Below are 13,791 nucleotides of genomic sequence, written 5' to 3' on the forward strand. Positions count from 1 at the left end.
TAGATTTCAAAATCACAATCCTTAATACGGATTAAATTATAAAAGAAGATGTTTTTAAATGAATATGATGTGATAGTTGTGGGTGCAGGACACGCCGGTTCTGAGGCTGCTGCCGCTGCTGCAAATCTTGGTTCTAAAACCTTACTGGTAACAATGAGTTTGCAGAATATTGCCCAAATGTCATGCAACCCAGCAATGGGTGGAATTGCTAAAGGACAAATTGTACGCGAGATTGATGCGCTTGGAGGGTACTCTGGAATTGTTTCGGATAGAACTGCAATCCAGTTCAAGATGCTGAACAAATCCAAAGGCCCTGCAATGTGGTCTCCGCGTGTTCAAAGTGATCGAATGCGTTTTGCCGAGGAGTGGAGAATGATGCTTGAAGGAACTCCAAATCTTGACTTTTATCAAGAAATGGTGAAAGGTTTGATTATTGAAAACGGAAAAATAAAAGGAATCCGAACTTCGCTAGGAGTAGAGATTCGGTCTAAGTCGGTTGTGTTGACTAATGGTACTTTCCTGAATGGATTGATTCATATTGGCGAAAAACAATTTGGTGGAGGAAGAGCAGGTGAGAGTGCTGCACATGGAATTACTGAAGACTTAGTTGCTGCTGGGTTTCAATCAGGACGAATGAAAACAGGAACGCCTCCAAGAGTTGATGGACGATCTTTGGATTATTCAAAAATGAATGAAGAAAAAGGAGATGCGAAGCCGGATAAATTTTCCTATTCAGATGTGACCTCACCTTTGATTCATCAAAAATCGTGTCATATGACCTATACCTCTCTTGAAGTTCACGATATCTTGAGAGAAGGTTTTGATCGTTCGCCAATGTTTAACGGTAGAATAAAAAGTCTTGGGCCAAGATATTGTCCGTCGATTGAAGATAAAATTAATCGTTTTGCGGATAAAGAAAGACATCAACTGTTTGTAGAACCAGAAGGATGGAATACTTGTGAAGTTTATGTGAATGGATTTTCAACGTCGCTTCCTGAGGATATTCAATTCAAGGCATTGAGTTCTGTTGTAGGATTTGAAAAAGTAAAATTCTTTCGTCCGGGATATGCAATTGAATATGATTATTTCCCGCCGACACAATTGAAGCATACTTTGGAAACAAAACTTATTGAAGGATTGTATTTCGCTGGTCAAATAAACGGAACTACAGGATATGAAGAAGCAGCTTCTCAAGGACTGATGGCCGGAATAAATGCGCATTTGAAAGTGCATGAAAAAGCACCCTTAATTTTAAAAAGAGACGAAGCCTATATCGGAGTTTTAATTGATGATTTAATTACGAAAGGAACTGAAGAACCATACAGAATGTTTACGTCTCGAGCAGAATATAGAACGCTGTTGCGTCAGGACAATGCCGATTTTAGATTAACTCCCATGTCACATGAAATAGGTTTGGCCTCAGAAGCACGTTTGCGCAGAATGGAACACAAACTAAATGAATCCGAAAAAATGGTGGCTTTCTTCAAAGAAACGAGTGTTTCGGTTGCGGAAGCAAATCCTGTTTTAGAAGCAAAAGAGACGGCGCTGATTTCGCAAGGGGATAAGATGTTCAAAGTGTTTTCACGTCCGCAAATTGATTTAGAGGACATGATGAAATTCGAGAAAGTAGTAGCTTATGTTGCCGCCAATGATGTGGATCAAGAAATTTTAGAACAAGCCGAAATCCAAGTGAAATATTCTGGTTACATAGAAAAAGAAAGAAATAATGCTGATAAGTTACTTCGTTTAGAAGATGTTAAAATCCCTGAAAATTTTGATTATGATAAAATTAAGTCCATGTCAATTGAGGCCAAACAAAAACTAAGCAAGATTCGTCCTGTTACCATTTCGCAAGCATCAAGAATCAGCGGTGTGTCACCAAGTGATGTTTCGGTGTTGTTGATTTATATGGGACGTTAGGAAGTGATCAGTATTCAGTTTATAGTGATCAGTTTAATTGTCGATTTATACTGAATACCGCCTCTGAACACGGAACACTAAAATTTGTTCCACGTGAAACTACGCTGTGAAGCCTTGGAATTATTAAAGAATCATAAAAATAAATAATTCAGCCCTGAAAGCATTCGTATGTGTTTTCAGGGTTTTGTTTAAAATTAAAAATATAAAAGACTATTAATTAATGAACATTTCAAACCAACAGCCTTTTTTAACCGTTAAAGATTATTCTGTTTCTCAGGAGGTTTTTAACTTGTATCATGACGCCAAATTAGATATGCTGATTACGTCTCCACAACCCAGTTTAGAAAATTTAGGGAAGTATTATGAAAGTGTGGATTACATTTCCCATACAGACAGTAAGCGATCCTTGTTTGAAAAAGCGTATCATTTTGTAAAAAGCATCGCGCTAAAAAACAAACTGAATTTAATCAATTCATTGCAATCCAACAAAGGGAGTATTTTAGATATAGGTGCCGGAACAGGGGATTTTTTATATGTTGCCAAAGAAAACGGTTGGCATGCCATAGGAGTAGAGCCAAGTGAAAAAGCAAAAGCAATTGCCAAAAAGAAAGGCGTTTCATTTGTTGGCGAAACCAGTGAGTTAGATAATCATTCTTTGGATGTGATTTCGATGTGGCATGTTTTGGAACACGTTCCTAATTTGGAAAACCAAATCAAAGAACTCAAACGATTATTAAAACCTAATGGAACTTTAATTATTGCTGTTCCAAATTTTAAATCCTTCGATGCAAAACATTACGGAACGTTTTGGGCCGCTTATGATGTGCCAATTCATTTTTGGCATTTTTCTAAAACGGCTATAAAAATGCTTTTCGAGAAAGAAGAAATGAAATTGGTACAAGTGCTTCCCATGAAATTTGATTCGTTTTATGTTGCTTTGCTTTCGGAAAAATACAAAACCGGAAAAATGAATTATATAAAAGCCTTTTTTGTTGGATTGCAATCAAATTGGGAAGCGAAGAAGAATTCTGAGTATTCCTCACACATTTACATCCTAAAAAACATCTAAAAATCATTTTAAGTGTATTTAAGCGTGTTTTTTAATGAAATCGAAGGTGATCATCGGATTTTTAAACTAATTCGTTTATTTAGAAGATATGAAGCTCGGTTTTAATAGTCATAGATTATGCATTTGTGAATCACAATAATAAAATCTTATATCATAAAAAAGTAGCATTTTTCAAACTTTATGTCAATACTATCTATTTTTTTATATTTTTGTCACCAATACTCAAAACTAGAAATCCATCAAAATGAAATCGAAGATTCACGACACGAGCGTTAGCGAACTGGCAACGCAATACCAAAAAATAAATATTAAAAACATGAGTAAAAAAGCATTAGTAATTATCGCATTATCAATTTCAATTGTTGCTTGTAACAAACCAGCAGAAATTAAGGAAGTGAAAACTGCTTACGTAGATACTTCTGAATTAATGAAGGAATATACAGAAGCCAAAGATCTTGAAGCAAAATACAAGACAAAAGCAGAAGAAAAAGGAAGACAGCTAGAGGCTGAAATTAATCGATTCAAGCAAGAAGCAGCAGGTTTCCAAGCTCAGGCACAAGCTAACGGGCAGGCTTGGGCACAACAAAAAGGAGCTGAACTGCAAAAAAAAGAACAACAATTGAGCTACGCACAACAAGCGTTGTCTCAGGAATTGCAGCAAGAAAGCGGGAAAGAAATGGATTCTCTGGTAAGTGGTGTGAAAAAATTTATTAAATCCTACGGTAAAGAAAAAGGATATGCCTACATCTATGGAACCGGTGACGCAGCCTCAATTTTATACGCAGAAGATAAATTTGATATCACAAAAGAAATTATCAAAGCCTTGAACGATAAATATAAAGCTCCTGCAAAAACGGAAGAAACAGCAGCGGATAAAAAATAAATTTTTTTATTATTAATTCAAAAGATTGCCTTCGTCTATAGTTAGATTGAAGGCTTTTTTTTTGAAACCATATCCGGTTATCCGCTATAAACGTAGTTCACTGAACTCCAATTGAAATAAAAGTATAGTGAAGTAATCTCTCGTGTAGCAAGTGTTTTTTCTAAATTTCGAGGATTTTCGCTGCTATCTGGGCTAAAAAACAGTCGAATTATAATCGTAAATATTTTCCAATTATTCCAATAGTGTTTTTAATTTTCAATACTTTAGCTTTATATATACACGCCTAATGCAAACCATTTCAGAAGCCGCCGCTTATACAATACGATTCATCAATCAAACTCATCGATCCATTTTCCTGACCGGTAAAGCAGGAACGGGAAAAACCACCCTTTTACGGGAAATTATCCAAACCACGCACAAAAACACCGTTGTGGTGGCGCCAACAGGAATTGCCGCGTTAAATGCAGGAGGCGTTACGATTCACTCCATGTTTCAGTTGCCGTTTGGAGGATTTATTCCAGATAATTCATCACCTCAATTTTCCGAAAGTACTAAATTTGAAACCAAAGCTACCTTGCGCAGGCATTTCAAAATGAGTGGTTTGAAGAAATCGGTGATTCGCAATATGGAATTATTGATTATCGATGAAGTCAGTATGCTTCGTGCGGATTTGCTGGATGCGATGGATTATATGATGCAAACAGTACGCAAGCGCAACACTGCTTTTGGAGGTGTTCAAGTCTTATATATTGGTGATTTGTTGCAGTTGCCGCCGGTCATTCGGGACGAAGAATGGCGTACGCTGAAAACCTATTACAAAGGAAAATTCTTTTTTCATTCGCACGTCGTGCAACAAAATCCGCCTTTATACATTGAATTGTCCAAGATTTTTCGCCAGACTGACGATACATTTATTTCGGTTTTGAATAACCTGCGCAACAATGAGATTTCACAGCAGGACATTCAAACCTTAAACCAATATGTAAAACCCGATTTCGATTTAAAAGCAAATAAAGGATACATCACATTAACCACGCACAACAACAAAGCCGATACGATGAACGCGCAGGCTTTACAAGATCTGGAGGGAAAGCTGGTGGTTTATAAACCGGAGATTACCGGAGATTTTCCGGATAAGATATTTCCCGTGGAACAACAATTGCAGTTAAAAGTGGGCGCGCAAATCATGTTTGTAAAAAATGATTTATCCTTTGATAAACACTATTTCAACGGAAAAATGGGCGTTATCAAATCCCTTTCGAGTAAAGAAATTCTGGTTCATTTTCCGGAAGAAAATAAAACTATAGAAGTTGAAAGATATGAATGGCAAAACATTCGATACAAAGTAGACGAAACCACTAAAGAAATTGATGAAGAGGTTTTGGGAACTTTTGTGCACTATCCCATCAAATTAGCATGGGCGATTACGGTGCATAAAAGCCAGGGACTAACCTTTGATAAAGCAGCACTTGATGTTTCGCAAGTTTTTCTACCCGGACAGGCTTATGTGGCATTATCTCGTTTGCGCTCACTAGAAGGGCTTATTTTGCTATCTCCGTTGCGTATGAATGGCATTTCAAACGATCAGGATGTCATGGATTACTCATTAAACAAAGCTTCGGATTCGTTTTTAGAGAATGCCTTGCATTTTGAAACCAAAAATTTCATCCATAACTATCTGACAAACACCTTTGATTGGAACGATTTGGCTCAGGAATGGCGCAATCATAAATTCAGTTATAACGAAAAATCAGAAATTTCAGAGAAATCCAAACACGCTGTTTGGGCCAAAAAGCAAACAGAAATCATTGAACAGCTTTTAGATCCATCCAAAAAATTCATTTCGCAGTTGAATACCCTTTTTGGTCAGGAAACGGTCGATTTGAATCACGTATCGGAACGCATTCAAGCCGCTTTCAGTTATTTCCTAAAACCAATGGACGAGCTGGTTTTTGAAATTCTTTGGAAAATTGAAGAAGTAAAGCGCATCAAAAAAGTAAAAACGTTTTATGATGAATTAATCGTGCTGGAAGAATTGCAAACCAAAGCCGTTTTACGCTTAATGAAGGCCAAATTATTGATAGAAACCGTTGTGGCAGGAGAAGCCATTTCGAAAGAAAAATTGACCTCTTCAGAAATAAAAAATTACATCATCCGCAAGACAGAAGCCATACAAAATCAATTCAAGGAATTAAATATAACCTTGATTGCCGATGATAAAGACATAGAGCGTTATACTTCGAAAAAAGCAAAAATAACGGTACCTAAAAAAACAACGGTGCAGGAAACCTATGAATTGTGGGTCGAAAAGAAATCAATTGCGGATATTGCAACTATCAGAGTGCTGACCAAACAAACGATTTACACCCATTTTGTAAAGCTGATACAAACCAAAGCAGTTTCAATTTCAGAGGTTTTATCGGAGGATAAAATGCAGGATTTAGCAGCTGCTTTTGCAGGATATAAAGAAGAATCACTGAATGCGTTGATGGAGAAATACGGTCATAAATTTTCTTGGGAAGAAGCGAGAATGTACAAAGCGAGTTTGAATTAAATAATAAGAAAGTATTAAAACTAAAAAACCCTATTCGGTACGAATAGGGTTTTTGTTTTATAGTGACTGAATTAATATCCAAGCTTCTGGATTGTGCTTTTCATTGATTTCTTTTTTTGCTTTTTCTGCTTCAGCAAATGTGGCGTAACTGCCATACAAAACCGGAAAATAACCGTTTCGGTTAGGAGCGATTCGCTTGGCATCATATCCTAAGCGATTTAAAATCCGCAGTGTTTTATCCGCATTTTTTTCTTCCCTGTACACTCCGGCCATAATGTGATACGGCATTTTTGCTTCGATAGTCGATTTTACGGATAGTGTAACAGCAGGAACCGGACTTTCGATGAAGAATGTGGCTTGCTGAATTTTATTTTGAACTTGTTTTTGAACGGCAGTTTCTACAAGAATCGTTTCTGAGGCAATTTGATTTTGATACATTGGATAACCAACACTTCCCGCAAGTCCTAATCCTAACACAAAAATAGCGGCGTATTTTAAATATGGATTCGCTGTTCTGGTTTCAGGAACCATAGTGATGGTTGCTTTTTCTTCAATTGCTTCTACTTCTTTTTCGAAGATTGCTCTTTTTACAAGTGGTGAAACAAAGGGAGCCAACCCAAAAGAGCTGGTTAAGTAATTCGTTTGGTCGTATGGAGTGAAAACTATATTTTTATCCGCGTTCAAATGAAGATCACCTACATTTTTGATAGAAAAAAGTTCGTTTTCTTCTAATGTTTTTTTCCAAGTAAAAACTTCATATTGAATGGCACTAACGGCGTATTCATAAGACGTTTTCTCTGCTAAAGCGATATGATTGGCTAATAAACCATCATTGTTTTTCAAATTAGCATTGAAAGCGATCATTTTTTTGGGAGGAGAAAACGAGTTCGTGCTTTCGTTCCGTTTAGCCGATTGAATTTCGGTCAAAAAAGCTCCGAAACCCGGAACGGTTACACATTGATAACGGTATAAAAGCTGCGCGATGTATAGTTCGATTTTCATACTCACAAAGTTATACAACGAAAACAGGTATCAAAATTTTATTTACAATTTTTATTAACAATCCGCAAAAAAATTTATACATTTCACCCTCAAATAATTAGCATGAAATAGCCATGTTTAATCGTTATACAAACATAAATAAAGATTTTTTTAAACTGGCGTATTCCATATTCCAATAAAAAACAAGTATTATCTACATATGAAAGAGCAGGATTTATTTTATTTATTGGCATTGCAAAGAATAGAGGGCGTGGGCGACATCATAGCCAAAAAACTGCTTACCCATTTTGGAACAGCAGAAGCGGTTTTTAATACAAAAGCATCGCAACTCGCTGCTATTGATGGAGTAGGATCTGTTTTGCTGAAAAATTTAAAAGATAAATCAGTTTTCGAAAAAGCGACTCAGGAACTGGAGTTTATAAAAGCAAATGAAATCAATGCGGTTTATTTTCAGGACGAAGAATATCCAGATCGGTTGAAACATTGTATTGACGGACCACTTTTATTATTCACATCTGGAAATATCAATTTAAAAAACAGAAGAATAATCAGCATTGTAGGAACGCGCCAAATTACCTCGTACGGTACTGAATTTTGTAGAAAACTGATCGAAGATTTGGCTCCACTCGATCCTATAATCGTAAGTGGTTTTGCCTACGGTGTCGATATTGTGGCGCATCAATTGGCAATGGAAAATAACCTACAAACCATTGGTGTTGTTGCTCATGGTTTAAACCAAATTTACCCGAAAACCCATAAAAAATATGTTGCTAAAGTCGAGCAAAACGGTGGTTTTATGACTGAGTTTTGGAGTTCCTCCAATCCGGATAAAGAAAATTTCGTGCGAAGAAACAGGATCGTTGCAGGAATGTCTGAAGCGACCATTGTAATTGAATCTGCCGATAGAGGCGGATCGTTAATCACTGCAAACATGGCGAATGATTACAATCGTGATGTTTTTGCGGTTCCGGGTCGTGTTACAGATAAGTATAGCCAAGGCTGCAACAACCTCATAAAGACTCAAAAAGCAAATGTATTGACTAGTGCCGCTGATTTGGTTTATATTTTGAATTGGGACATTCAGAAGGAATCCAAACCCATACAAAAACAATTGTTTGTAAGCTTAGAGGAAGACGAACAAAAAGTATACGACTACCTCCTTAAAACAGGCAAAGAACTAATGGATATTATTGCTTTGCGCTGTGATTTTCCTATTTATAAAATCTCAGGAATGCTATTAAATATGGAATTGAAAGGCGTGATACGGCCTTTACCGGGGAAATTGTTTGAGGCGATTTGATTTTAACATATAAGTCATGAAAGCTTTAATAAAATAGTATTAAACTTAAAAAAACTTATATGTTTTAAAAATTGATTGTTTAAACCTCAAATCCTAATTTCTCTCTCACTCTTGCCAAAACTCCATTGGCAACAACAGCTGCTTTTTGAGCACCAATTTTCAGTAAAGCATCTACTTCAGGAAGGTTATTCATGTAATACTTGTATTTTTCTCTTTCGGTTTTGAAAGTTTCTACAATCAACTCAAACAACGCTTGTTTGGCGTGACCGTAACCGTAATTTCCATTTAAGTAATTGGCAGTCATTGTGGCTATTTGTTGTTGATTTGCCAATAATTTATAAATGGCAAACGCATTGCACGTATCCGGATTTTTAGGATCTTCCAGCGGCGTGCTGTCGGTTTCAATGCTCATAACTTGTTTGCGTAAGGACTTATCATCCAAGAATATATTGATAATATTATTAGCTGATTTACTCATTTTTCCGCCGTTAGTTCCGGGAATCAGCATGCTGTCTTCCTGAATTTTTGCTACGGGAAGTACGAAAGTCTCTCCCATTTGGTGGTTGAAACGGGACGCTACATCACGCGTGATTTCAACGTGCTGCAATTGGTCTTTTCCTACGGGTACAAACTCGGCGTCATATAATAAAATATCTGCCGCCATCAGCATTGGATACGAAAATAAACCAGCATTGACATCTTCCAGTCTATCCGCTTTGTCTTTGAAAGAATGCGCTAATGTCAAGCGTTGAAAAGGGAAAAAACAACTCAAATACCATGACAATTCGGCTGTTTGCGGCACATCTGATTGTCTGTAGAAAACGACTTTATCTACATTCAAACCACAGGCAAGCCAAGCAGCAGCAGTACTGTAAGTATTTGTTCTTAAAGTTTCGCCGTTTTTTATTTGCGTGATTGAATGCAAATCAGCAATGAAAAGAAACGATTCGTTTTCCGGTTTATTTGATAGTGCTATTGCGGGAATGATTGCACCAAGTAAGTTTCCTAAATGCGGAGTTCCGGTACTTTGAACGCCTGTAAGTATTTTTGCCATTATGATTTTTAACTATTACCGCAAAGTTCGCAAAGTTTTTTATTTTTTACCGCAAATTTGCAAATTATAAAAATCAAGTTACTTTAAATCGTGTTAGTAATTTCTTTTAACCATATCAGACATTTAAGTCAATAAAACCTTGATGGTTAAAGGAAGATATTATAATTGAGCAGTAAATTAGAACTTATAATACTTATATGTTGAAAAACGCAAGAATATTTTTTGAGTATCATAACATCTGATTTCTTACTTTTGAACTTATGAGAGCATTAAAAATTATTTTCTGGGCGCTATGGCGTATATGGTTTTATATTTTGATGACCATTCCTATATTGGTGATGTTTCCTTTTCTGGTGCTGTCTATTTTGACGGAAAACGGGTATCCTTATTTTTTTAAGATGGCTCGTATTTGGGCAAAATTCATTCTTTTTGGCATGGGTTTTCATTATAAAATAGATAGAACACAAGCAATGGAGTACCAAAAAAGTTACATGATTGTTGCGAATCATACCTCCATGGCTGATATTATGCTGATGCTTGTCCTGACAAGAAATCCGTTTGTTTTTGTAGGTAAAAAAGAACTTTCAAAAATTCCGTTGTTTGGCTTTTTCTATAAAAGAACCTGTATTTTGGTGGATAGAAATTCTTCAAAAAGTAAAATGGAAGTCTTTAATCGCGCTCAAAAAAGAATTAATCAAGGACTGAGTATCTGTATTTTTCCAGAAGGTGGCGTTCCATGTGATGAATCAGTCTTGCTGGACACTTTCAAAGATGGTGCTTTCCGATTGGCAATTGAGCATCAAATACCCATTGTTCCCATTACTTTTGGAGACAATAAAAAAAGATTTCCATATGCTTTTTGGGGAGGAAGTCCAGGATTTATGCGGGTAAAAATACATTCTCATGTGGAAACTTTTGGAAAAACAGGGGCAGACAGGAAACAAATTCGCGAAGAAGTACGCGAAATCATTTACGAGCAATTAGTTGCTTTCGACTCTAAATAAATTTTAAAAACTGTAACTGATCCCGGAATACAACTCAATAAATAGCGGTTTAAAGTCTCTAGAGTTGTTTGAAAAAGTATTTATTTGATACTTTACCATAGGTTCAAAATTAATCTGAAATGATTTTACAATTCGGTATTTAAAGCCGGTACTCACATTAGTGCTAAAATGGATTTGCTTCAAATCTGTAAATTTTCTTCGGCATCCGGATAACTACTCGAATGTATCAAGTAAGCTCCTAATAGCTTTTTACAGTCAATAATTTATTGGTCTAACCGCACAATTTTATTCAAGAATTAATTAATAACGACAGGAACTTCTACTTCTTCAAAGATATTTTCTCCATTAGCATTCTCTCCTTTATAAAATTTAAAAATATAAGAACCGGTATTGGTTACATAAAAATTAAAAGAAACCTCTGATGGTGAAGGTATTTGTTGCGTACAAACTTGACTAGTATTCACTGCCGTTTGAATGCCTATGGTTCTTACATTCAAATTTTTGTCATAATAAATCCCTTGAAATAAATGACATTCGGTTGGTCTTGTATATTTTAATTTTATCTCATAGGTATTTCCCAATATGAATTTTTCGGGTAATGTATAGCTATCTATAGGCAGCACTTCAAAGCTATAAGAATCTTGATTGTCATTATCAATGGAACATCCGGTCAAGGTTGTAATGAACAGAATAAAAAGCACAATTTTTTTCATTTATTAATTTTTTAAATTTATACAATTCAGTTTCTTAATTGAATTCTAAGCTGTTTTGCAAAAGATCAAAATTTCAACAAAAGGTTGCGTGTAAAAATAAAAAAATCCGTCTCGTTTTTTAGGTACGAGACGGGTTTTACTTTTTATGCTTCTGCCAATTCTTTTATTCTGGCTTTAATCTTTTCTTCTAATTCATCCGCTAATTCCGGATTGTCTTTAATCAAAGACTTAACAGCATCCCGACCTTGTCCTAATTTAGTTTCACCGTAACTGAACCAAGATCCTGCTTTTTTGATGATTTCAAACTCAACAGCAAGATCAAGAATCTCTCCTGTTTTTGAAATTCCTTCCCCATACATGATGTCAAATTCCGCGATTTTAAATGGCGGAGCGACTTTGTTTTTCACCACTTTTACTTTGGTTCTGTTCCCAAGGACGTTATCTCCATCTTTAATTTGAGTAGAACGACGAATATCCAAACGAATCGAAGCATAAAACTTCAATGCATTTCCTCCCGTTGTAGTTTCTGGATTTCCAAACATCACACCAATTTTCTCTCTTAATTGATTAATAAAGAAAACTGTACAATTTGTTTTACTGATGGTTCCCGTTAATTTACGCAATGCTTGAGACATCAAACGAGCGTGTAATCCCATTTTAGAATCTCCCATTTCGCCTTCAATTTCACTTTTTGGAGTCAAAGCTGCAACCGAGTCAATGACAACAATGTCAATTGCTCCGGAACGAATCAAGTTCTCCGCAATTTCTAACGCTTGTTCTCCATTATCAGGTTGTGATATGATTAAGTTTTCAATATCTACGCCTAATTTCTCCGCATAGTTTCTGTCGAAAGCATGTTCTGCATCAATAAAAGCTGCAATTCCACCTGCTTTTTGAGCTTCAGCAATAGCATGAAGCGTCAATGTGGTTTTTCCAGAAGATTCCGGACCGTATATTTCAATAATTCTACCTCTTGGATAGCCTCCAACTCCTAATGCCAAATCGATTCCTAAAGACCCGGAAGAAATAGTTTCTACTTCTTCAATGGCTTTGTCGCCCATTTTCATTACTGTCCCTTTTCCGTAGGTTTTGTCTAATTTGTCAAGCGTAAGTTGTAGCGCTTTTAATTTAGATTCTTTCTCTGAACTCATCTTCTCTTTTACCTTTTCTTTCATCTATTTGTATTGGTTTATAACGGTAAGAAACTGACAGGATGATTACTTATCCCATAATTTCATTTGTATATTGAATATATGTTTTGTAAAAATACTTCTTTTTTGATTTAAAATTTTCTCTTTCAAGAATATTTTAAATCTATTTATCAATTAAAAATAGTCAGTTGTATTTTGCTTCTTACACGAACAACGCTTTTAATTCGGTTGCATCATGGGGGTTCATTTTTCCGGCTAAAACTAAACTTAACTGTTTGCGTCGCAATGCAGCTTCAAAACGTTGTTTTTCTATTTCGGTTTCCGGAACAATTTGGGGTACTTCAACGGGTCTTCCCGTATCGTCTACTGCCACAAAAGTGTAGATAGCTTCATTGGCTTTGGTTTTATTACCGGATTCTCTGTCTTCAACCCAAATGTCAATGAATATTTCCATTGAACTTTTGAAAGCTCTGGAAACTTTAGCTTCAACAGTAACGACACTTCCCAACGGAATGGCTCTGTTGAATGCAACGTGATTTACGGATGCTGTAACTACAATTCTTCGGGAATGTCTGCGTGCCGCTATACTTGCTGCGCGATCCATACGGGCTAATAATTCGCCACCAAAAAGATTGTTCAAAGGATTGGTCTCGCTTGGTAAAACCAAATCAGTTAATATCGTCAGGGATTCTGAAGGGTGTTTTGGTGTCATTTTTTTATTTAAAAAGGAGTTGTTCAAAATAATAAGTTGTAAAGTCTAGTTTAACCAATAAACAGCCAATATTGCAGGGATAAAATAAATGACAATCGTTCTGGCTCCATCATAATCTTTGGCCAATCGCTGTCCGAAAAGCAACATCAACAACGTGATACAAGAGAAAACGGCTCCGTAAAAACCAAAAATCCTTCCGTTGTTTACGAATAATTCGATGCAACCCACCACACATAAAATACCGGAAATTAATTCTAAAATCAAGATATTTAGTAGTGCTAAAGGTACATGGTTTTTTAATGGTGTTTTAGCGAAATGACCTTTTAACCATTCGACATTATCTTTCCAATAAAACAATTTGTCGTATCCGGACTGTAGGAAAGTGATGGCCAGGAAAATTAAAATTAAAATAGAAGTAATATTGTTCAT

The 13,791-nt window shown here is 36.0% G+C and carries 12 protein-coding genes; 6 read left to right on the top strand and 6 right to left on the bottom strand.

The genetic code is table 11. From position 1 onward, the window contains the following. The first annotated feature begins 48 nt into the window (after nt 1-48). The 4 genes from mnmG to EKL95_RS03295 all read left to right on the top strand — a co-directional run bounded on the left by mnmG (nt 49) and on the right by EKL95_RS03295 (nt 6,426). Complete coding sequence (mnmG, locus tag EKL95_RS03280) at nt 49-1,920, top strand: tRNA uridine-5-carboxymethylaminomethyl(34) synthesis enzyme MnmG (protein ID WP_126563539.1); 1,872 nt, start codon at nt 49-51, stop codon at nt 1,918-1,920. A gap of 220 nt (nt 1,921-2,140) precedes the next feature. Beyond that, on the top strand, nt 2,141-2,989 hold the full coding sequence (locus EKL95_RS03285) for a class I SAM-dependent methyltransferase (protein WP_126563540.1): 849 nt from the start codon (nt 2,141-2,143) through the stop codon (nt 2,987-2,989). Nucleotides 2,990-3,305: 316 nt separating this feature from the next. Further along, nucleotides 3,306-3,872, top strand: coding sequence for an OmpH family outer membrane protein (locus EKL95_RS03290; RefSeq protein WP_126452337.1), 567 nt, complete (start codon nt 3,306-3,308; stop codon nt 3,870-3,872). A gap of 286 nt (nt 3,873-4,158) precedes the next feature. Next, on the top strand, nt 4,159-6,426 hold the full coding sequence (locus tag EKL95_RS03295; protein WP_126563541.1) for a helix-turn-helix domain-containing protein: 2,268 nt from the start codon (nt 4,159-4,161) through the stop codon (nt 6,424-6,426). A 57-nt stretch (nt 6,427-6,483) separates the two neighbouring features. On the opposite strand, the gene EKL95_RS03300 is transcribed toward EKL95_RS03295, so the two are convergent. Continuing rightward, nucleotides 6,484-7,428 carry an SPOR domain-containing protein gene (locus EKL95_RS03300; RefSeq protein WP_126457747.1) on the bottom strand — a complete coding sequence of 315 codons (945 nt, stop codon included), beginning with the start codon at nt 7,426-7,428 and terminating at the stop codon, nt 6,484-6,486. A gap of 199 nt (nt 7,429-7,627) precedes the next feature. Between EKL95_RS03300 and dprA the strand changes: the two genes are divergently transcribed. Next, nucleotides 7,628-8,728 carry a DNA-processing protein DprA gene (gene dprA, locus EKL95_RS03305; protein WP_126452292.1) on the top strand — a complete coding sequence of 367 codons (1,101 nt, stop codon included), beginning with the start codon at nt 7,628-7,630 and terminating at the stop codon, nt 8,726-8,728. A gap of 79 nt (nt 8,729-8,807) precedes the next feature. On the opposite strand, the gene trpS is transcribed toward dprA, so the two are convergent. Continuing rightward, on the bottom strand, nt 8,808-9,782 hold the full coding sequence (trpS, locus tag EKL95_RS03310) for a tryptophan--tRNA ligase (RefSeq protein ID WP_126457745.1): 975 nt from the start codon (nt 9,780-9,782) through the stop codon (nt 8,808-8,810). A 260-nt stretch (nt 9,783-10,042) separates the two neighbouring features. Here trpS and EKL95_RS03315 point away from each other — a divergent pair, with 260 nt between their 5' ends. Beyond that, nucleotides 10,043-10,786 (top strand): lysophospholipid acyltransferase family protein, encoded by a 744-nt coding sequence (locus EKL95_RS03315; protein WP_126563542.1) that lies wholly within the window; start codon nt 10,043-10,045, stop codon nt 10,784-10,786. Nucleotides 10,787-11,082: 296 nt separating this feature from the next. Here the strand turns inward: EKL95_RS03315 and EKL95_RS03320 are convergent, their stop codons facing one another. The 4 genes from EKL95_RS03320 to EKL95_RS03335 all read right to left on the bottom strand — a co-directional run bounded on the left by EKL95_RS03320 (nt 11,083) and on the right by EKL95_RS03335 (nt 13,791). Then, on the bottom strand, nt 11,083-11,499 hold the full coding sequence (locus EKL95_RS03320; protein WP_126457743.1) for a membrane lipoprotein lipid attachment site-containing protein: 417 nt from the start codon (nt 11,497-11,499) through the stop codon (nt 11,083-11,085). A gap of 143 nt (nt 11,500-11,642) precedes the next feature. Next, on the bottom strand, nt 11,643-12,650 hold the full coding sequence (gene recA, locus EKL95_RS03325; protein ID WP_126452335.1) for a recombinase RecA: 1,008 nt from the start codon (nt 12,648-12,650) through the stop codon (nt 11,643-11,645). A 202-nt stretch (nt 12,651-12,852) separates the two neighbouring features. Next, nucleotides 12,853-13,362 carry an acyl-CoA thioesterase gene (locus EKL95_RS03330; protein ID WP_126452284.1) on the bottom strand — a complete coding sequence of 170 codons (510 nt, stop codon included), beginning with the start codon at nt 13,360-13,362 and terminating at the stop codon, nt 12,853-12,855. Between the two features lie 45 nt (nt 13,363-13,407). After that, a complete protein-coding gene (locus EKL95_RS03335; protein ID WP_126457742.1) occupies nt 13,408-13,791 on the bottom strand; it encodes a DoxX family membrane protein in 384 nt (127 codons plus the stop codon).

The sequence above is a fragment of the Flavobacterium sp. LB2P53 genome, from assembly GCF_003970305.1.
Classification (GTDB): domain Bacteria; phylum Bacteroidota; class Bacteroidia; order Flavobacteriales; family Flavobacteriaceae; genus Flavobacterium.